This is a genomic window from Mycobacterium gordonae (genome assembly GCF_002101675.1).
Lineage (GTDB): Bacteria > Actinomycetota > Actinomycetes > Mycobacteriales > Mycobacteriaceae > Mycobacterium > Mycobacterium gordonae.
Genome location: NZ_LQOY01000185.1, coordinates 1 through 19,321, shown reverse-complemented (window position 1 = coordinate 19,321; position 19,321 = coordinate 1). Strand labels below are relative to the sequence as shown.

The following is a 19,321-nucleotide window of genomic DNA, read 5'->3' as shown; positions in this document are numbered from 1 at the left end:
TCTATCCCCGTGCCAATCGCAGGTAAACCGCGGCCATCTCCAGCCGAACGGCCAATACTGCCAGTTGCTGTTCGGCGCGCACCGCGGCGGTCGGCGCGGCGGCCGGATCCTGCATGTCCTCCGCACCAACCAGATAGACGTCGTCGAGCCCGGCCACCCGCGCGGACACCACCGTCCGCTCGCTGGCCAGCGTCAGTGCCAGGACCCGCAGTCGCTGGGGCAGCGGGCCGTCGATCTGCTCGTCGTGGAACAGGGCATCGGCGGGATCGGCGAACCCGCGCGGCCCGTTGCGCAAGGCCGCCACCGCGTCGCCCAGACCGGCTGCCGCGGCGGCCTGCTGCGCGACCCGCAGCAGGACCGAGCTACCGTGGCGGGCCAGCGCCAGGGTCGCCGCGTTGTCGCCGGCGAGTGCGACCTGACTCTCGGTCATGCGGGCGGCCAGCGTCTTGGCCGGGTTGGTGAACAGATCGCGGCCCGCGCTGTTGCGCAGGGCCTCGGCGTCCAGTTCGTCGGCCAGCGCACCCAGATCGATGCTCAACCGCGCGTCGACGGTCTGCAGCACGGCCAGACCGGCAGCCAGATACCGGCACAGGCCGAATTCCTCGGGTCCCGGCAGGCGCGGCGAGAGCACCGCGACCCGGCCGGCCGTGGAGTCACGCAGCGGACCCTCGAACGGCGCGACCACCACCACCCGCGCCCCGCGGCGCACGCCGGTCGCGGCCGCGCCGACCAGCGCGGGGTCACCGGGATCGTCACCGGCGACGATCAGCACGTCGAGCGGGCCGACCCACGGCGGCGCCTCGGTGACCAGCGCGATCGGCTCGGCGGCGACCGTCGCCAGCGTCGCCGCCAGCAAGGCGCCGGCGGTCTCGGCGGTGCCGCGGCCGGCCACCCAGATCACGCTGTGCACCCGGTCCTCACCGCGCAGCGCGTCCAGTTCGCCTTCGCTGAGAGCGGCCGCCACGGCGCGCACCTGGGCACCGGCCATCGACGCCGCCCGAAGCAGGCCGTCGCGGTCGGCGGCGATCAGGCCGTCGGCATCCTCGAGATCAACGGCACCGACCGCACTCACGGAGCGGCCTCGCTGCCCTGAGCCGCAATTTCGGCACTGACCTGCGCGACCACCGCATCCACATCCTCGATGCTGCGCCCCTCCACATTCAGCCGCAAGAGCGGCTCGGTGTTGGAGCTGCGCAGGTTGAACCAGCTGCCGTCACCGAGATCGACTGTCACGCCGTCCAGGTGATCGATGGACTGGATGCGGCTCGCAAACGTCTTCAACACGGCGTCCACGCACGCCGGTGCGTCGGCGACGGTGAAGTTGATCTCACCGGACGATTCGTATCGCTGGTAGTCCGCCGTCAGCTCGGACAGCGGGCGATGTTGTTCGCCGAGTGCGGCCAGCACGTACAGCGCGGCCAGCATGCCGGAATCGGCGCCCCAGAAGTCGCGGAAGTAGTAGTGCGCCGAGTGTTCACCGCCGAAGATGGCACCGGTTTCGGCCATCAGGGCCTTGATATAGGAGTGCCCGACCCGCGAGCGCAGCGGCGTGCCGCCGCGCTCGGTCACCAGTTCGGGCACCGCGCGCGAGGTGATCACGTTGTGGATCACCGTGGCGCCGATCTCGCGGCCCAGTTCGCGGGCGGCGACCAGGCTGGTCACCGTCGACGGCGAGACCGGCCGGCCACGCTCGTCGACGACGAAGCAGCGGTCGGCGTCGCCGTCGAATGCCAGCCCGATATCGGCGCCGGTCTCGCGCACATAGTTCTGCAGATCCACCAGGTTCGCCGGATCCAGTGGATTGGCCTCGTGATTGGGGAACGTCCCGTCCAGCTCAAAGTACAAGGGCAGCAATGTGATCGAGTCGATCGCACCGAGCACCGCCGGGGCGGTGTGACCGGCCATGCCGTTGCCGGCGTCCACCGCGACCCGCAACGGGCGCAGGTCGGTGGTATTGACCAGCGAGCGCAGGAACGTCCCGTAGTCGGCCAGCCCATCTTTGTCGGTGACCGATCCCGACGGCCCCTGGTGACCGGGCACCCCGGCGATCAGGTCCTCGCTGATGGTCGTCAACCCGGTGTCGGCGCCGACCGGTTTGGCGCCGGCCCGGCACAGTTTGATGCCGTTGTAGGCCGCCGGGTTGTGGCTCGCGGTGAACATGGCTCCGGGGCAGTCGAGCAACCCGGAGGCGAAATACAACTGGTCGGTGGAGGCCAAACCGATGCGCACCACGTCCAGCCCCTGGCCGGTGACTCCCGCGGCGAACGCCGCCGACAGCGACGGTGAACTGTCGCGCATGTCGTGGCCGATCACCACCTGGCTCGCGCCTTCACTGCGCATCAGCCGGGCAAACGCGGCCCCGACGTCGGTGACCAGCGCCTCGTTGATCTGTTCGCCGACCAGCCCGCGGACGTCGTAGGCCTTGATGACACGGTGGACAGCCTCGGCGGGCCACGACATTCTGCGGTGCTCCTGACGACCTTGGGGGTTGAACTGTTAGGCCGCCAGCCTATCGGCTAGCCAGGAGGATCCGGCAGCACCCGAAGGTGACCACGTCGGCGTCCGTTGCGGTGTTCGGGCGGTGCGAGCAGATGACCGCTCGGCGCGGTCGCGTGGGCGCCAGCGTGGTGCAGGTGGGAGTCGGCGACGGTTCCGGCGGAGCGCGGTACGTCGTCGAAGCCGTCGCTGGCGACGAAGCCGTTGACCAGAGCGGGGGTACGCGTGACCGCCGCGCCCCCCTCGCGCACGGCGTCGGCGAGCGCAACGAGTTCGTCATCCTCATCGGGATGGGTCGGCAGCGGCCCGGCATGGCGAACCAGTTCCCAGCCCCGCGGTGCCGTGATGCGGCCGGCATGGTTGACACACAGATCCCACGAGTGCGGTTCCCGCGCGGTAGCGAGCGGGCCGACCACCGCCGTCGAGTCCGAGTAGACGAACGTCAACGTTGCCACTGCATAATGCGGACACCCGGGCCGGCAGCAGCGTCGGGGTACGTTCACGCTCGAAAGGCTATCGCGGGAAAACGCCGCCGCAGCGGCGGACACGCGCATCGGCGGGGGCGATGTCCAACCGTTACCATCAACATCCAACCGTTACCATCGGCGCGTGAGCGGGGAAAGATCGGCTCTTCCATCCGGGCCCCGGGGCCGGCCGGGACGCCGGCGGGGCCGCGATGTGCGGGGGCCGTTGCTGCCGCCGACGGTGCCGGGCTGGCGCAGCCGGGCCGAGCGGTTCGACATGGCGGTGCTGGAGGCCTACGAGCCGATCGAGCGGCGCTGGCAGGACCGGGTCGGTGAACTCGACGTCGCGGTGGATGAGATTCCGCGCATCTCGGCCAAGGACCCCTACAGCGTGCAGTGGCCGCCGGAAGTGATCGCCGACGGGCCGATCGCCCTGGCGCGGCTGATACCGGCCGGCGTCGATGTTCGGGGGAATGCCACGCGGGCGCGAATTGTGTTGTTCCGCAAGCCCATCGAGCGACGGGCTAAAGACACCGTCGAACTCGGTGACTTGCTGCATGAAATCCTGGTGGCCCAGGTGGCCATCTATCTGGACGTGGAACCTTCGGTCATCGACCCCACGATCGACGACTGAGCGGGCGATCGGCGGTTAGATGATGCCGCGCTTGAGACGGCGACGTTCGCGTTCGGACAGGCCACCCCAGATGCCGAACCGCTCGTCGTGCGCCAGGGCGTACTCCAGGCATTCGTGCCGGACCTCGCAACCCAGGCAGATCTTCTTAGCCTCGCGGGTGGACCCACCCTTCTCCGGGAAGAAGGCTTCCGGGTCGGTCTGCGCGCACAGCGCTTTGTCCTGCCATTGATCGGCAGGGATCTCCTCGATGGGCTCCGGCTCGAATGCGACGGGCGCATCGGGGACCACGCTCAGATGAGGACGGACAGGCGGCATGATGGTTTCAGCCGGCTCGGGAGTGGTGTGCGGTGTGCCTCCCATTACGCCCCGAAGGTACTCATAGGACATGCTCCGCCTCCTCACAGATAGAGAGTGAAATGGTTTCCCACTGTTCTGATGTACAGATGCCCAATTCGAACAAGTGATCGAATCTCGGTCTGCGACACCGGAACCGGCCGGCCAACCGGGAAATGACACTGATGTGATTAGACACGGGCCGGGGACCCTGGTCAAGCACTTCGGCGCATTTCCATACCATCTCGTGATCGAATTTCGGCGATTCTGTTGTCCGTGAATCACGGCGTGTCGGGTACGAATTGATCACAAGTCCCTTGCGCCACATTGGTTAACAAGAATCACCCCACCCTAACGTGTCCCGTCGGGCAGGTACTGTCCTGGTGTGAAAGTCACTGTTCTGGTCGGGGGCGTCGGGGGTGCCCGCTTCCTGCTCGGAGTGCAGCGGTTGCTCGGCCTGGGCCAGTTTGCTCGCGGCGAGGATGCCGGCCATGAACTCAGTGCCGTCGTCAACATCGGCGACGATGCCTGGATACATGGCGTGCGCGTCTGCCCGGACCTCGACACCTGCATGTACACCCTCGGCGGCGGCGTGGACCCGGAGCGGGGCTGGGGCCATCGCGACGAAACCTGGCATGCCAAAGAGGAACTCGACCGCTATGGTGTTCAGCCGGACTGGTTCATGCTCGGCGATCGCGACCTGGCCACCCACCTGGTCCGCACCCAGATGCTCAACGCCGGCTATCCGCTGTCGCAGATCACCACGGCACTGTGCGATCGATGGCAACCGGGGGCGCGGTTGCTGCCGGCCAGCGACGACCGGTGCGAGACCCATGTGGTGATCACCGATCCCGCTTCCGATCCAGCCACTGCCAACCGGCGGGCGATCCATTTCCAGGAGTGGTGGGTGCGCCACCGCGCCCAGGTGCCCACTCACAGCTTCGCGTTCGTCGGCGCCGAAAAGGCAACGGCGACAAGTGAAGCGCTGACAGCAATCGCCGAAGCCGATGTCATCATGGTGGCGCCGTCGAATCCGGTGGTCAGCGTCGGCGCCATCCTAGCCGTGCCCGGCGTCCGTGGCGCGCTGCGCTCGGCACCGGCCCCCGTCGTGGGGTACTCCCCCATTATCGGCGGAAAACCCTTGCGCGGCATGGCCGATGCCTGCCTGTCCGTCATCGGGGTGGACTCTACCGCGCAGGCGGTGGGCCGGCACTACGGCGCCCGCGCCGCCACCGGGATACTGGACTGCTGGCTGGTGCACGACGGTGACAGCGCGGATATCGACGGCGTCGCGGTGCGCGCCGTTCCCCTGTTGATGAGCGACCCCGCGGCGACGGCCGACATGGTGCGCGCCGGGCTGGACCTTGCGGGCGTGACGGTGTGACCGCGCTGCCGCCGGCGGGTGAACACGGCTCCGCCGCCAGGATCGAAATTCTGCCCGTCACCGGGCTTCCCGAATTCCGTCCCGGCGACGACCTGGCCGCAGCACTGAGCGGGGCCGCACCCTGGCTGCGCGACGGCGACGTGGTGGTGGTGACCAGCAAGGTGGTGTCCAAGTGCGAGGGCCGGCTGGTGCCGGCGCCCGAGGACGACGAGGAACGAGACCGGTTGCGCCGCAAGCTGGTCGACGACGAGGCGGTCCGGGTGCTGGCCCGCAAGGAACGAACCCTGATCACCGAGAACCGGATCGGGCTGATCCAGGCGGCGGCCGGAGTGGACGGATCCAACGTCGGGCGAACCGAATTGGCGTTGCTGCCGCTCGACCCCGATGCCAGCGCCGCCACCCTGCGGGCCGGGTTGCGCGAGCGACTCGGCGTCACCGTCGGCGTCGTGATCACCGACACCATGGGCCGCGCTTGGCGCAACGGCCAGATCGACGCGGCCGTCGGTGCCGCGGGCCTGGCGGTGCTGCACAACTATTCGGGTGCGGTCGACGCACACGGCAACGAACTGGTGGTCACCGAGGTGGCGGTCGCCGACGAGATCGCGGCCGCGGCCGACCTGGTCAAGGGCAAGCTCACCGCGATGCCGGTGGCGGTGGTGCGCGGGCTCCACCCGGTCGACGACGGCTCGACGGCCCGCCGCCTGGTCCGCGCGGGCACCGAGGACTTGTTCTGGCTCGGCACCGCCGAGGCGATCGAGCTGGGCCGCGGCCAGGCCCAGCTGCTGCGCCGATCCGTGCGCCGGTTCAGCGCCGAGCCGGTGCCGCCGGAGATCGTCGAATCCGCTGTCGCCGAAGCGCTTACCGCACCGGCGCCGCACCACACCCGCCCGGTGCGGTTCGTGTGGCTGCAGAATGAGGGCGCCCGGACGCGGCTGCTGGACCGGATGAAGGACAAGTGGCGCGTCGACCTTACCGGCGACGGCCGGCCGGCCGACTCGGTCGAGCGCCGGGTGGCCCGCGGCCAGATCCTCTACGACGCACCCGAAGTCATCATTCCGTTCTTGGTGCCCGACGGCGCTCACAGCTACCCGGACGCCGCCCGCACCGCCGCCGAACACACCATGTTCACCGTCGCGGTCGGCGCGGCCGTGCAGGCGCTGCTGGTCGCGCTGGCCGTGCGCGGCGTGGGCAGCTGCTGGATCGGGTCGACGATCTTCGCCGCCGACCTGGTCCGCGAGGAGCTTGCGCTGCCGAGTGATTGGGAGCCGCTGGGCGCCGTCGCCGTCGGATATGCCGCCGAGCCCGCGGGGTTGCGCGAGCCGGTACCGGTGACGGACTTGTTGATCCGCAAATGAAGACGTTCGCGGGCAAGGCGGGCATCACGGCCGACAAGATTCGCGGCGGCTATTACACCCCGGCGCCGATCGCCCGCTTCCTGGCCGGCTGGGTCACCCAGGCCGGACCTCGAGTGCTGGAGCCGTCGTGTGGCGACGGGCGAATCCTGCGTGAGCTGGCCGCCCTCACCGACGGGGCCCGCGGGGTGGAACTCGTTGCCGCCGAAGCGGCCAAGGCGCGGGTGTTCGCGCCGGTCGACACCGCCGACCTGTTCTCCTGGTCCGGCGGTAGCGGCTGGGACGGCGTCGCGGGCAACCCGCCCTATATCCGGTTCGGACACTGGAACGCGGGGCAGCGCGAGCCGGCGATGGCCGTCCTGCGCCGAGAAGGGTTGCGTCCCAACCGGTTGACCAATGCCTGGGTGCCGTTCGTGGTGGCCGCCACCACCCTGGTGCGCGAGGGCGGCCGGGTGGGGCTGGTGCTGCCCGCCGAGCTGCTGCAGGTCTCCTACGCGGCCCAGCTGCGCGACTTCCTGGTGAGCCGCTACCGGGAGATCACGCTGGTGAGCTTCCGGCGCCTGGTGTTCGACGGTGTGCTGCAGGAGGTGGTGTTGTTCTGCGGCGTCGTCGGTTCAGGACCGGCGCGCATTCGCACGGTGCAACTCGACGACGCCGACGGCCTTGCCGAGGCGGACCTGCGGGCGCCCTCGGCCCCCGCGTTGCTGCACGAACGGGAGAAGTGGACCGCCTACTTCCTCGACCCGCCGCAGATACGCACGCTGCGCGCCCTCGCGGAATCCGCCGTCCTGACCCGGTTCGGCCGCGCCGCCGAGGTGGACGTGGGCATCGTGACGGGCCGCAACAGCTTCTTCACTTTCACCGATGCGCAGGCATGCGAACTGGGGCTCGTCGAGCACTGTGTGCCGCTGGTGTCACGCAGCGCTCAGCTGACTGGGTTGTTTTACGACACCGATTGTCGTAAAAGCGATTTGAACGCCGGACAACGCACCTGGCTATTGCATGCGCCGGCGGATCCGCAGGATGCGGCGCTGCTTGCGCACATCGCGGCCGGCGAACGGGCCGGGGTACACCGGGGCTACAAGTGCTCGCTGCGCAAGCCGTGGTGGATCACGCCGTCGCTGTGGATTCCGGATCTATTCATGCTGCGCCAAATTCACCTGTCCCCACGGCTGACGGTCAATGCCGCGGAAGCCACCAGCACCGACACCGTGCACCGGGTGCGCGCCGCCCCCGGCACCGACCCCCGCGCGCTGGCCGCTGTCTTCCACAACAGCGCGACCTTCGCGTTCGCCGAGATCATGGGCCGCAGCTACGGTGGCGGCATCCTGGAGCTCGAGCCCGGCGAGGCCGAACAGTTGCCCATCCCGCCGCCGGCATGCGCCGACGCCGACCTGGCCGCTGACGTCGATCTGTTGTTGCGGGCCAACGAGATTGAGAAGGCACTGGACCTGGTGGACCGGCGGGTGCTGATCGAGGCGCTGGGGGTTCCGGCGCAGGTGGTGACGCAGTGCCGCACGGCGTGGCTCGCGCTGCAGGGCCGCCGGACCAGGAGGGGGTCGCGATGAGCGTGCGGGACTCGGTGATCACGCTGCTCACCGACTGGCGGGCGCCGAACCCGGCGCAGGAGTCGCTGGCCGAGGCGGTGCTGGGGTTCGTGCTGGCCCGCACCGATGCATGCCTGCGCGAATGCGAACCCGGTCACGTCACCGCGTCCACCCTGGTGCTCGACGACACCGGCGAGCGGGTGCTGCTCACCCTGCACCCCCGGCTGGGCCGCTGGGTGCAGTTGGGCGGGCACTGTGAGCACGAGGACGCCGATATCCTGGCCGCCGCTGCCCGGGAGGCGACCGAGGAATCCGGCGTCGCAGGCCTGCGGTTGCGGCCCGAACTTGTTGCCGTGCATGTGCATCCGGTGACCTGCTCGCTGGGAATTCCGACGCGGCACCTGGATCTGCAGTTCGTGGCACAGGCCCCAGCCGGAGCGCAGATCGTGCTCAGCGACGAGTCCGACGACCTGCGGTGGTGGCCGGCGGGCGAGTTGCCGCCGGGCACCGATCACGCGCTGGAGTACTTGGTGGGCCGTGCGGTGGGCCGCGTCCAAGCTTAACGGGCGTTAACGGCTGCGCCGGGTCGACTGGGCTGCTGCGGCGACCAGCATGTCGACCAGGAACTGCACGATCTCCTCAAAGGGCCGGTCGCGCGAGATTGTGCTGCCGAGCAGCCCTTCGAACATGATGTGCGCCGTATCGGCGATGATCCCGATATCTTGCCCCGCCCCCAGTTGCGGTTCGACGACCGCGAGGAGCAGGTCGTCGAGCCATTGGTGCATCTGGTCGTGGGCGTCGGCGACGGCGGCGCTTTCGTCAGCCCGGTCGTGCGCGTCCACATGCAGCCCGCGGTATCTCTCCGCGGACGTAAGGAAACCGACCAGGGCCTGCATCGGGGTTTGACCCGCCTCGAGGGCGGCGTCGACTGATGTTTTCGACTCCTGGGCAATACGGCGCAGCACAGCGGCGAACAAATCGTCTTTGCTGGGGAAGTACCAGTGGATCGAGCCGGTGTTGACGCCGACGTCGCGGGCGATGTCGCCGATGCTCGTCCCTTTGTAGCCATGTCCTTCGAATCGTTCGCGGGCTGCGTTGATGACCGACTCGAGGCGCTGTTCCCGCGGAATCCCGCGTCGGTTCGGGGGCACGGACCGAGCCTAACCGCCCCATTTCCAAGATCGGCGCCTTTGCTTCTTGACTTGTAATCAAGAATCTACTTGACTGTCGATCAAGAAACGGAAGGATGAGTTGAGATGAAGCTGGGGCTGTGCACCTTCCCGACGGCGCACGGGCTGCTGCCTGCCGAGCTGGCCGTACTCGCCGAGGACGCCGGATTCGAGTCCCTGTGGTTCGCCGAACACAGCCACATCCCGGTCTCCCGTCTGTCGCCGTGGCCCGGCGGCGACGAACTGCCGGAGTTCTACAGCCGGGTCCTCGACCCGGTGTCGGCAATGGCGGCAGCCGCCGCGGTGACCGACCGCATCAGGCTCGGGTTCGGGATCGCGCTTGTCGCCCAACGGGATCCGATTCAGTTTGCGAAGTCGGTGGCGTCGCTGGACGTCATGTCGAGCGGGCGGGTCGCAGTCGGTGTCGGCGGCGGCTGGAACGCCGAGGAAATGGCGAACCACGGAACAGACATTGCCGACCGGTGGCAGGTGCTCCGCGAACGCATCGAGGCAATGAAAGCGATCTGGACCACCGACGAGGCCGAATACCACGGTAAGTTCGTCGACTTCGACCCGATCTTCAGCTGGCCCAAACCGGTCCAGGACCCCCATCCGCCCCTGCACTTCGGTGGGCGCATACCGGGCGGTCTGCGCCGGGCGCTTCGGCACGGTCAGGGCTGGATCCCACTGCTCGGCCGTGGTGACAGCGACTTCGCCGCGCACATGGACACCGTGCGCACGCAGGCCCACGAGCTCGGTCGTGATTTGTCGCAGTTCGAGGTGACGGTGTACGGCTGCGGCCCCGACCTTGGAACGCTCGAGAGCTATCGAGACGCCGGCATCCACCGAGCGCTGTTGTTCGTCCCGCCGATGTCCGCGTCGCAGGCGCGCGCCGCGGTCGAGGTCTATCAGCGCCTACTCGACCATTTTCGCTGACCACAGAACGGAGAAACCCTCATGCGGCTGTACACCACCGACCAGGGCATTGCACGCGAAGACCGCGACGGCGAACTCTCGCTGCTCGACCTGCCCGAAGCCGATCTCGGCGAGCTCCTGCGCGGACGGGGCCTGGCTGCCGCGTCGAATGCTACTGTGCGCGAGCGGGTTCCGATGCACACGCGCAAGATCCTGGCCCCGGTTCCGCGCCCGGGGAAGGTGCCGATTGTCGGCTTGAACTACCGCAGCCACGCCGAAGAGGTGTTGGAAGTCATGAAGGCGTTCGGCCGCGAGATGCAGCTGCCGACCGAACCGAACTTCCAACAGACTCCGGGATCTGCGGTGATCGGGCCGGGGGAGGCGATCGTGTTGCCCGACATCGCGCCGGCGATGGTCGACTACGAGGGCGAGATCGCCGCAGTCATCGGAACGGCCGCGACGCGCGTTCCCGCGTCCCGGGCATGGTCCTGTCTGGCAGGCCTGACCGTCGCCAACGACGTCTCGGCCAGAGACATCCAACGTCGGGCAATGGGCGGCGACGTGACGCTGACAGTCGGCCATGCCAAGAGCTTCGACACCTTCAAGCCGCTCGGTCCGTGCCTGGTCACCGCCGACGAGTTCGACGAGCCGCTGGACCTCGCCGTGCGGACCGTCGTCAATGGGGAGGTGCGCCAGGACTCGCGCACCACCGAATTCGTCTATCAGATCTCAGAACTCATCTCTTACGTCTCGCATTACTTCACCCTCGAGCCGGGAGACGTGCTGCTCACCGGATCACCCAAGGGCGTCGGCCAGTTCTCGGGCACCTTCCTCGCACCTGGAGACGTCGTCGAGATCACCGCCGAACGAATCGGAACACTGACCAACCACGTCGTCGCCAACGGTGACGTCACCTAGTACAGGAGGCCCACCATGGCATCGCCAGTCAAACTTGCCCACGTCGTGCTCAAAACCGGCCAATTGCAGACCATGCTGGATTGGTATTGCGACGTCCTGGAGGGTCGGGTCGCGTTCGCCAACGACCTCATCGCGTTCATGACCTACGACGACGAACATCACCGGGTTGCGTTCATGGCCACGGGTTCTGATGTCCGGCCCACCAGTGGTCACACCGGTCTGCACCATGTGGCATTCACCTACGCGACATTGGCTGAGCTGCTCGGCACCTACACCCGGCTGCGCGACAAGGGCCTTACACCGTTCTGGTGCGTCAACCACGGGCCGACGACGTCGCTGTACTTCGAGGATCCCGACGGGAACCACATCGAGCTGCAGATCGACAACTTCCAGACCGAAGCGGATCTCGAAAAATGGTTCGCCTCTGGTGACTTCGAGAAGAATCCGATCGGCACCACCTTCGACCCCGACGAACTGCTCGAGCGCATGAACGCCGGCGAGGCGTTCTCCGATCTGGTCAAACAGCGATGAGCGCGCCGAGGATTCCGGTCCTCATCGTGGGCGCCGGCCCGGTTGGACTCGCCGCCGCCTACGTTCTCGGAAGATTCGGAGTGCGTAGCATCGCCTGCGAGCAGCACAGCAGCATCAACCCGCACCCGCGCGCGCACGTGGTCAACACCCGGACGATGGAACTGCTGCGCAATTGGGGAATCGCCACCTCCGTCGCTGCCGATTCGCTGCCGCGGGAATGGTTGACCCGCATCGTCTGGACCACCACGTTGGCCGGAGAGGAACTCGGACGGCTCAATCTGATGGAGGAGCCTGCCGAGCGCCTTGCCGTTCGCCTGACCTGCTCGCCCGAGATGACGCAGTCATGCGCTCAGGACCGGGTTCAGCGGCATCTCGTCGATCTGGTCAGCCAGCAGGGATGCTGCGACTTGCGTTGGGGCACAGAGGTGGTCGACCTCGCCGACACCGAAGACGGTGTGCAGGTGACGGTGAGCCGAGGCGGTGAGACCACCGCGGTGCTCGCCGAGTACGTGATCGGCGCCGACGGCGCCACCAGTTGGGTACGCCGACATCGCGGCATACCGATGAACGGGATGCCGCCGCTGGCACAGCAGATCAACGTCTGCTTCGACGCCGACCTGACCGATCTCATCGGCGACAGGGGCGCGGTGTTGTACTGGACGATCAACAGCACCGCCCGTGGCGCTTTTGTCGCTATGGATGGCAAGCGGCGCTGGACCTACAACTTCGAATACAACCCCGCGCAGGAATCGGTCGCCGATTTCACGCCGGCACGCTGCGCAGCCATAGTCCGTGACGGGCTGGGCACCAACGACATTCCCGTCGAAATCCAAAGCGTGGGAGGCTGGACGATGTGCGCCGAGACCGCGTCGCGCTATCGCGACGGCCGGGTGTTTCTGGCCGGTGATGCCGCGCATCGCTTTCCGCCCACCGGTGGCATCGGAATGAACACGGGCATCGCGGACGCGGACAATCTCGCGTGGAAGCTCGCCGCCGTCGTCCAGAAGTGGTCCGGCACAGCACTATTGGATTCCTACCAAGTAGAGCGGCGCCCCGTCGCCATGTCCAACACCCACTATTCGGTGATGAACTCCATCAAGATGGCCTCGACCGGGATCGGCCCGACGGCCGGCGTTGTGGTCGAACGCTTGGAGTCCCCCGATGCGGCGATCGCCGCAAAGCAGCGCGCCGACTTGGGGCCGGCCATCGAAGCCCAGCGCTCACACTTCGGCGCGCTGAACCAGGATCTCGGATACCGCTACGACATGCGTCGCGCTGCGGTAGTGCCTGACCTGACCCCGCTGCCCGAAAGCGGGGATCCCGCAGTGGACTTCGTTCCGCTGGCGCGGCCGGGTAGCCGCTTGCCTCACTTCTGGGTCAAGTGCTCGGACCGGGTGATTTCCACGCTGGACCTCGTCGGGCCGCACTTCCTGCTCATCACCGGCCGGGACGGGGCGGACCATGTGAAGCAACTCGACCGTATTGCCGACGTCCCGAGTGTCGCGTATGTGCTGGACCGCGACATCGAGGCGACCACACCCGATCTGCATGCTGGTCTGGGCATCACCCCGCGCGGTTGCGTCCTGGTGCGTCCGGACGGTCACGTCGCCGCGCGACTGGCGACCGGCGAATCTGGTGACATCGCCGAACTTCTGCCCCGCGTGCTCGCTGGCCATGCGCCGAGCGTGACCGTGGCGTAACGCTCGGCGACGAACGTGACTGTAGCGCGACGTTCGGCGCGCTCAGACGTCTGAGGAGTAGCGGATCCCGCCGTCGGGGATCGCGACGCCCGGCCACACCCGCGCACCGCGCAGCAGTTCGCAACGGGCACCGATGTCGGCGCCGTCGCCGATCACGCCGTCGCGGATCAGCGCCCGCGGGCCGATGCGGGCGCCGAATCCGATGATCGAACGCTCGATCACGCTGCCGGCCTCCACCTTGACGCCGTCGAAGATGACCGCGCCGTCCAGTCGGACGCCGGGACCGATCTCGGCACCGCGCCCCACCACGGTGCCGCCGATCAGCAGCGCCCCGGGGGCCACGGCGGCGCCGTCGTGCACCAGGCTCTCGCCGCGCTGGCCGTGCAGGGCCGGCGACGGGGCGATGCCGCGCACCAGGTCCGCCGACCCGCGCACGAAGTCCTCCGGGGTGCCCATGTCGCGCCAGTAGGTGGCGTCGACGTAGCCGCACACCTTCACCTCCGGGTCCGACAGCAGTGCCGGGAACACCTCGCGCTCCACCGACACCTCCCGTCCCCGCGGGATCCGGTCGATGATCGGCCGCTGGAACACGTAGCAGCCGGCGTTGATCTGATCGGTCGGCGGGTCCTGCGTCTTCTCGAGGAAGGCGACGACGCGGTCCTTGTCGTCGGTGGGGACGCAACCGAACGCCCGGGGATCACTCACCCGGACCAGGTGCAGGGTGACATCGGCCTGATGGTCGCGGTGGAAGGCCAGCAGCTGGCCCAGGTCGGTGCCGGAGAGCACGTCGCCGTTGAACACCATGACGGTGTCGTGGCGCAGCTTTTCGGCGACGTTGGCGATGCCGCCGCCGGTGCCCAGCGGCTTCTCCTCGGTGACGTAGTCGATCTGCAGCCCGAGCTTGGACCCGTCGCCGAACTCGGCCTCGAAGACCTCGGCCCGATAGGAGGTGCCCAGCACCACGTGCTCGATGCCGGCCGCGGCGATCCGCGACAAGAGGTGGGTAAGGAACGGCAGACCTGCCGTCGGCAACATCGGCTTGGGCGCCGAGAGCGTCAGCGGCCGCAGCCGGGTGCCCTTGCCGCCGACCAGGACCACCGCGTCCACGTCATGGGTTGCCACTTCAGCGCCGCCCTTCTGCCAGTTCTTCCCGCGCCGACCGGCGCGACCGGCGCACCGCGTTGCGCACCATCACGCGCGAGCGCACCGCGAGCGATCCCCGCAGCGTCCAGCGCAGCGGCGCCCGCCACCAGCCGGTGTTCCGGTCTGCCAGAAAGATATAAGTGCTGCGGTGGTGGGCGGCCAGATGGCGGCCCGGATCGCGCCCGGTCGAGTGACCCTTGTGGTGCAGCACCTCGGCCGACGGCACATAGATGGACAGCCAGCCGGCCTTGCCAAGCCGGTCGCCGAGGTCGACATCCTCCATGTACATGAAGTAGCGCTCGTCGAAGCCGCCGATCTGATCGAACGCCGACCGGCGCACCAGCAGACACGATCCCGAGAGCCAGCCGACCGGCCGTTCGCTGGGATCGAGGTGCTCCTGCCGGTAGGCGCGCGTCCACCGGTTGCGCGGCCAGACCGGTCCGAGCACCGCGTGCATGCCGCCGCGGACCAGGCTGGGCAGGTGGCGTGCCGACGGGTACACCGACCCGTCAGGGTCGCGGATCAGCGGACCCAGCGCGCCGGCGCGCGGCCAGCGGGCGGCCGCGTCCAGCAGGGCGTCGATGCTGCCCGGGCCCCACTGCACATCCGGGTTGGCGACGATCACCCACTCGTCATCCCACTCCCCGGATTCGCGCAGCTTGGCGACGGTGCGGTTGACCGCCGTGCCGTATCCGAGGTTGGCGCCGGTGGGCATCAGGCGCACGTTCGGGTAGCGCTCGACGGCCGCTTCCGGGGTGCCGTCGGTAGATCCGTTGTCGGCCAGCAGCACGCCCACCGGGCGGTCGGTGGCCAGCGACAACGACGCCAGGAACCGCTCCAAGTGCGGGCCCGGCGAGTAGGTCACCGCGACGACCGGCAGCACGTCAGTCACGCGTAGAGGGTATCGGTCGGTCGGCGGCCGCCGTCAGCGCCGCTTTCAGGGCAGGACGCCAAGGCCGCAGCGGGGTCAGGCCGGCGGCCGCCCAGGATCGTCCGGACAGCGCGGAGTACGACGGGCGCGCCGCGGGCCGCGGAAACTCGTCGCTGCTGCACGGTGTCACCCGCTGCGGGTCGGCGCCGCTTTCCTCGAACACTGCCTGTGCCCACTCGAAGCGCGACACCACGCCCTTGTTGGCGGCGTGCAGCACCTGGCCTCGCACCGGGCTATCGGCGAGCTCCAGCAGCGCGGCCGCCAGGTCTGCTGCGTAGGTGGGCGAGCCGGTCTGGTCGTCGACCACCTTGATCGGACCGTCCTTGGCCGCCAACCGTTGCATGACGGCGACGAAGTCGTTGCGGTCGGTCCCGCCGGTGTACACCCAGGCGGTGCGCACCACGACGGCCTCCGGCAGCGCCGCGAGCGCGGCCTGCTCCCCCGCAAGCTTGCTCTGGGCATAGACGCCCTGCGGGCCGGTGGGGTCGCCGGGCTCGTAGGGGCGCGCAGGCCCACCGTTGAAGTCGCCGTTGAAGACGTAGTCCGTCGAGACGTGGATCAGCCGGGCGCCGGTGCGCGCGCAAGCCCGGGCCATGTTCTCCGGGGCGCTCGCGTTCACGGCATAGGCGCGGGCCTGGTCAGTCTCGGCGCCGTCGACGTCGGTGTAGGCGGCGCAGTTGACCACGACATCGCCGGTCCGGATGATCGCCTCAGCCGCGGCGGCGTCGGTGATGTCCCATTCTGACGAGGTTCTGGCCAGCACGTCGCGGCCCGCGCGGGTGGCCTGCGCCGTCACCAGCGTGCCCAGCTGCCCGCCCGCACCGGTGATTACTAGCCTGCCTGACATGTGTTCGAGTCTGGCACGCCGAGTCCGGCTACCCGGAAAGCGACTGTTGCACAAGTAGCCTACAGTGATGCCTGCGCAAAGTGTGGCTCGTGTGACCCGTGTGGTTTGTACCGCTCTGGCTGTCGTCGTCGTACTCGGCACCGGGGTGGCCTGGAGCAATGTCCGCTCTTTCGAAGACGGCATTTTCCACATGTCCGCGCCCTCGCTGGGCCACGGCGCCGACGACGGTGCGATCGACATTCTGCTGGTCGGTCTCGACAGCCGCACCGACGCGCACGGCAACCCGTTGACCGCCGAGGAACTGGCCACGCTGCGGGCCGGCGACGAGGAAGCCACCAACACCGACACCATCATCCTGGTCCGGATACCGAACAACGGGAAGTCTGCGACCGCGATCTCCGTCCCCCGCGACTCCTACGTGCAGGCCCCCGGACTCGGCAAGACGAAGATCAACGGCGTGTACGGCCAGACCCGCGAGATCAAGCGGACCAGCCTGGTGCAGGCGGGCGCCTCGGCGACCGAAGCCGCGGCCGCCGGCACCGAGGCCGGCCGCGAAGCGCTGATCAAGACGGTGGCCGACCTCACCGGCGTCACCGTCGACCACTACGCCGAAATCGGCCTGCTCGGCTTCGCCCTGATCGCCGATGCCCTCGGTGGCGTCGAGGTCTGTCTCAAAGAGGCTGTCTACGAACCGCTTTCGGGTGCCGACTTCCCGGCCGGGCAACAGCGGCTCAACGGCCCGCAGGCCCTGAGCTTCGTCCGGCAGCGCCACGAACTGCCGCGTGGCGACCTGGACCGGGTGGTGCGCCAGCAGGCGGTGATGGCGTCGCTGGCCCACCGGGTGATCTCCGGCAAGACGCTCTCCAGCCCCGCCACGCTCAAGCGACTGGAGGCCGCCGTGCAACGGTCGGTGGTGCTGTCGGCGGGCTGGGACATCATGGACTTCGTGCAGCAGGTGTCGAAGCTGACCGGTGGCAACGTCGCGTTCGCCACCATCCCGGTGCTCGACGGCGCCGGCTGGAGCGACGACGGCATGCAGAGCGTGGTGCGGGTCGACGCGCACGCGGTCCAGGAATGGGTCGGCGGGCTGCTGCACGAACAGGACCAGGGCAAGACCGAGGAACTGGCCTACACACCCGGCAAGACCACCGCCAACGTGATGAATGACACCGACATCAACGGCTTGGCGTCGGCGGTGCTCGACGTGCTCAGCGCCAAGGGCTTCACCGCCGGTTCGGCCGGCAACAACGAGGGCAGCCACGTCAAGAACAGCCAGGTCCGCGCCGCCAAGACCGACGATCTGGGCGCCCAGGAAATCGCCCGTCAACTGGGCGGACTGCCCGTCGTCGCCGACTCCTCGATTCCTGCCGGGTCAGTGCGGGTGGTGCTGGCCAACGACTACACGGGCCCGGGTTCGGGCCTTGACGGCACCTCGCCGACATCCGCGCGTGCGTCCACCGTCGGCTCGGTCAACAGCAGCAACGTTCCGGCGCCGTCGCCGATCCTCACCGCGGGCTCGGAGAAGCCGGAGTGCATCAACTGAACGCGACCCTGTCCGGGGCCATCCTCGACCCGTTGCTGCGTGCCGACCCGGTCGGCCCGCGCATCACCTACTACGACGATGCGACCGGCGAGCGTATCGAACTGTCCGCCGTGACACTGGCCAACTGGGCAGCCAAGACGGCCAACCTGTTGCGTGACGAGTTGGGCGCCGGGCCGGGCAGCCGGGTCGGGGTGTTGTTGCCGGCGCACTGGCAGACCGCGGCGGTGCTGTTCGGGGTGTGGTGGATCGGTGCCGAGGCGGTGCTCGACGACGCCCCGGAAGGTTCCGTGGATATCGCGTTGTGTACCACCGACCGACTGGACGAGGCGGATGCCCTGGTTGCCGGCGGTGAAGTCGCGGTGCTGTCGCTGGACCCGTTCGGCCGGCCCGTCCCCGACCTCCCGATCGGCGTCACCGACTACGCCACGGCGGTGCGGGTGCACGGCGACCAGATCGTTCCCGAACCTCAGCCCGGACCGGCGCTGGCCGGCCAATCGGTCGCTCAGCTGATGGCGTCCTGCGTGCAATCGGCGGCGATGCAGGGCCTGACATCTGGCGAGCGGGTGCTGTCGACGGCGACCTGGGAGCGGCCGGAGAAGGTGGTGGACGGGCTGTTGGCGGTGTTGTCCGTCGGCGGATCCTTGGTGCAGGTGGCCAATCCCGATCCGGCAGCGGTGCAGCGGCGGATCGAAATGGAGAAGGTGACCCGCGTGCTCTGAAAGGCCCACCAGGGCGATCGAGCGAAAGTGTGACCTGGCCCACTGCGGGGCTATACGATGCGTTCGGCCCCGGGCAGCCGACCAATTGTGAGTTGTCGCACCAGCATTGCTGCTGGTTCGTGCCACTGAGGAGAAGCGATGTCTTTCGTATTCGTGTTGCCGGATGTGATCGCTGGTGCGGCCGCTGACGCGGCGGGGGTGGGGCATGCGGTCGGGACCGCCAGCGCCGCAGCGGCAGGTGCGACCACGGGTGTGCTGGCTGCGGCGGATGACGAGGTCTCGGCAGCAATCGCGGCTTTGTTTTCCAGCCACGGCCACCAGTACCAGGCGTTTCATGCCGAGGCGGCGGCGTTTCACGATCGCTTTGTACGGGCGTTGTCCGGTGCGGGTGGCGCCTACGGGTGGGCCGAGGCCGCCAGTGCAGGCCCGTTGCAGGCCTTCGAGGAGGCGGTGCTGGGAGCAATCAACGCCCCCACCAATGTCCTGCTGGGGCGTCCGCTGATCGGTGATGGCGCCAACGGCGCAGCGGGGACCGGCGCCAACGGCGGGGCGGGTGGCTTGCTGTGGGGCAACGGCGGCAACGGCGGCTCGGGGGCCGCTGGTCAGGCCGGGGGCCGCGGCGGTGACGCCGGGTTGTTCGGTCGTGGCGGCGCCGGCGGGGCCGGCGGTGCCGGGATGGCAGGCAAGGCCGGGGC

The 19,321-nt window shown here is 68.7% G+C and carries 20 protein-coding genes and 1 pseudogene; 13 read left to right on the top strand and 8 right to left on the bottom strand.

The features are described from left to right. Position 1: 1 nt before the first annotated feature. The 3 genes from AWC08_RS24065 to AWC08_RS24055 are packed head-to-tail and all read right to left on the bottom strand — an operon-like array spanning position 2 to position 2,999. The gene (locus AWC08_RS24065; protein ID WP_069434656.1) at positions 2-1,072 is read right to left on the bottom strand and encodes a TobH protein; all 1,071 of its coding nucleotides are present in this window, start codon (positions 1,070-1,072) and stop codon (positions 2-4) included. After that, complete coding sequence (locus AWC08_RS24060) at positions 1,069-2,460, bottom strand: phosphomannomutase/phosphoglucomutase (protein WP_069434657.1); 1,392 nt, start codon at positions 2,458-2,460, stop codon at positions 1,069-1,071. The genes AWC08_RS24065 and AWC08_RS24060 overlap by 4 nt, the downstream gene beginning before the upstream one ends. A 56-nt stretch (positions 2,461-2,516) precedes the next feature. Next, positions 2,517-2,999, bottom strand: coding sequence for a DUF3499 domain-containing protein (locus tag AWC08_RS24055; RefSeq protein ID WP_197522035.1), 483 nt, complete (start codon positions 2,997-2,999; stop codon positions 2,517-2,519). Between the two features lie 175 nt (positions 3,000-3,174). Between AWC08_RS24055 and AWC08_RS24050 the strand changes: the two genes are divergently transcribed. Further along, a complete protein-coding gene (locus AWC08_RS24050; protein ID WP_065135556.1) occupies positions 3,175-3,594 on the top strand; it encodes a metallopeptidase family protein in 420 nt (139 codons plus the stop codon). A gap of 15 nt (positions 3,595-3,609) precedes the next feature. On the opposite strand, the gene AWC08_RS24045 is transcribed toward AWC08_RS24050, so the two are convergent. Then, on the bottom strand, positions 3,610-3,954 hold the full coding sequence (locus AWC08_RS24045) for a WhiB family transcriptional regulator (protein ID WP_065135557.1): 345 nt from the start codon (positions 3,952-3,954) through the stop codon (positions 3,610-3,612). A 358-nt stretch (positions 3,955-4,312) separates the two neighbouring features. Here AWC08_RS24045 and cofD point away from each other — a divergent pair, with 358 nt between their 5' ends. From cofD to AWC08_RS24025, 4 genes are read left to right on the top strand one after another with little or no spacing between them, the layout of a single operon-like run. Further along, entirely contained in the window at positions 4,313-5,311 is a 999-nt protein-coding gene (gene cofD / locus AWC08_RS24040) for a 2-phospho-L-lactate transferase (protein ID WP_069434658.1), read from the top strand. A gap of 5 nt (positions 5,312-5,316) precedes the next feature. Continuing rightward, positions 5,317-6,666 (top strand): coenzyme F420-0:L-glutamate ligase, encoded by a 1,350-nt coding sequence (locus tag AWC08_RS24035; RefSeq protein ID WP_069434663.1) that lies wholly within the window; start codon positions 5,317-5,319, stop codon positions 6,664-6,666. Beyond that, positions 6,663-8,231 carry an Eco57I restriction-modification methylase domain-containing protein gene (locus AWC08_RS24030; RefSeq protein ID WP_065135559.1) on the top strand — a complete coding sequence of 523 codons (1,569 nt, stop codon included), beginning with the start codon at positions 6,663-6,665 and terminating at the stop codon, positions 8,229-8,231. The genes AWC08_RS24035 and AWC08_RS24030 overlap by 4 nt, the downstream gene beginning before the upstream one ends. Continuing rightward, entirely contained in the window at positions 8,228-8,773 is a 546-nt protein-coding gene (locus AWC08_RS24025) for an NUDIX domain-containing protein (protein ID WP_069434664.1), read from the top strand. Before AWC08_RS24030 ends, AWC08_RS24025 begins: the two co-directional genes overlap by 4 nt. Positions 8,774-8,779: 6 nt before the next feature. On the opposite strand, the gene AWC08_RS24020 is transcribed toward AWC08_RS24025, so the two are convergent. After that, positions 8,780-9,361 (bottom strand): TetR/AcrR family transcriptional regulator, encoded by a 582-nt coding sequence (locus tag AWC08_RS24020; protein WP_065135560.1) that lies wholly within the window; start codon positions 9,359-9,361, stop codon positions 8,780-8,782. Between the two features lie 105 nt (positions 9,362-9,466). Between AWC08_RS24020 and AWC08_RS24015 the strand changes: the two genes are divergently transcribed. From AWC08_RS24015 to AWC08_RS24000, 4 genes are read left to right on the top strand one after another with little or no spacing between them, the layout of a single operon-like run. Beyond that, entirely contained in the window at positions 9,467-10,315 is an 849-nt protein-coding gene (locus tag AWC08_RS24015; RefSeq protein ID WP_065135561.1) for an LLM class F420-dependent oxidoreductase, read from the top strand. A gap of 21 nt (positions 10,316-10,336) precedes the next feature. Next, the gene (locus AWC08_RS24010) at positions 10,337-11,212 is read left to right on the top strand and encodes a fumarylacetoacetate hydrolase family protein (RefSeq protein ID WP_065135562.1); all 876 of its coding nucleotides are present in this window, start codon (positions 10,337-10,339) and stop codon (positions 11,210-11,212) included. Positions 11,213-11,227: 15 nt separating this feature from the next. Continuing rightward, complete coding sequence (locus AWC08_RS24005; RefSeq protein ID WP_065135563.1) at positions 11,228-11,743, top strand: VOC family protein; 516 nt, start codon at positions 11,228-11,230, stop codon at positions 11,741-11,743. Next, positions 11,740-13,443: an FAD-dependent monooxygenase gene (locus AWC08_RS24000; RefSeq protein ID WP_069434659.1), complete on the top strand. Its 1,704-nt coding sequence runs from the start codon at positions 11,740-11,742 to the stop codon at positions 13,441-13,443. Before AWC08_RS24005 ends, AWC08_RS24000 begins: the two co-directional genes overlap by 4 nt. A 42-nt stretch (positions 13,444-13,485) precedes the next feature. On the opposite strand, the gene manB is transcribed toward AWC08_RS24000, so the two are convergent. The 3 genes from manB to rfbD are packed head-to-tail and all read right to left on the bottom strand — an operon-like array spanning position 13,486 to position 16,364. Continuing rightward, complete coding sequence (gene manB / locus AWC08_RS23995) at positions 13,486-14,565, bottom strand: mannose-1-phosphate guanylyltransferase (protein WP_065135565.1); 1,080 nt, start codon at positions 14,563-14,565, stop codon at positions 13,486-13,488. A gap of 1 nt (position 14,566) precedes the next feature. Further along, a complete protein-coding gene (locus AWC08_RS23990; RefSeq protein ID WP_065135566.1) occupies positions 14,567-15,478 on the bottom strand; it encodes a glycosyltransferase family 2 protein in 912 nt (303 codons plus the stop codon). Then, positions 15,471-16,364 (bottom strand): dTDP-4-dehydrorhamnose reductase, encoded by an 894-nt coding sequence (rfbD, locus tag AWC08_RS23985; protein WP_069434660.1) that lies wholly within the window; start codon positions 16,362-16,364, stop codon positions 15,471-15,473. The genes AWC08_RS23990 and rfbD overlap by 8 nt, the downstream gene beginning before the upstream one ends. A 64-nt stretch (positions 16,365-16,428) precedes the next feature. Between rfbD and AWC08_RS23980 the strand changes: the two genes are divergently transcribed. From AWC08_RS23980 to AWC08_RS38615, 4 genes and pseudogenes are all read left to right on the top strand, one after another. After that, the gene (locus tag AWC08_RS23980; protein ID WP_372511603.1) at positions 16,429-17,907 is read left to right on the top strand and encodes an LCP family protein; all 1,479 of its coding nucleotides are present in this window, start codon (positions 16,429-16,431) and stop codon (positions 17,905-17,907) included. Further along, the gene (locus AWC08_RS23975; RefSeq protein WP_069434662.1) at positions 17,895-18,626 is read left to right on the top strand and encodes a TIGR03089 family protein; all 732 of its coding nucleotides are present in this window, start codon (positions 17,895-17,897) and stop codon (positions 18,624-18,626) included. Before AWC08_RS23980 ends, AWC08_RS23975 begins: the two co-directional genes overlap by 13 nt. A 138-nt stretch (positions 18,627-18,764) precedes the next feature. Beyond that, positions 18,765-18,983 (top strand): annotated as a pseudogene (locus AWC08_RS38620) (PE family protein); the annotation flags it as partial. Positions 18,984-19,088: 105 nt separating this feature from the next. Continuing rightward, a partial coding sequence (locus AWC08_RS38615; protein ID WP_336442451.1) for a PGRS repeat-containing protein occupies positions 19,089-19,321 on the top strand: 233 nt, incomplete at its 3' end.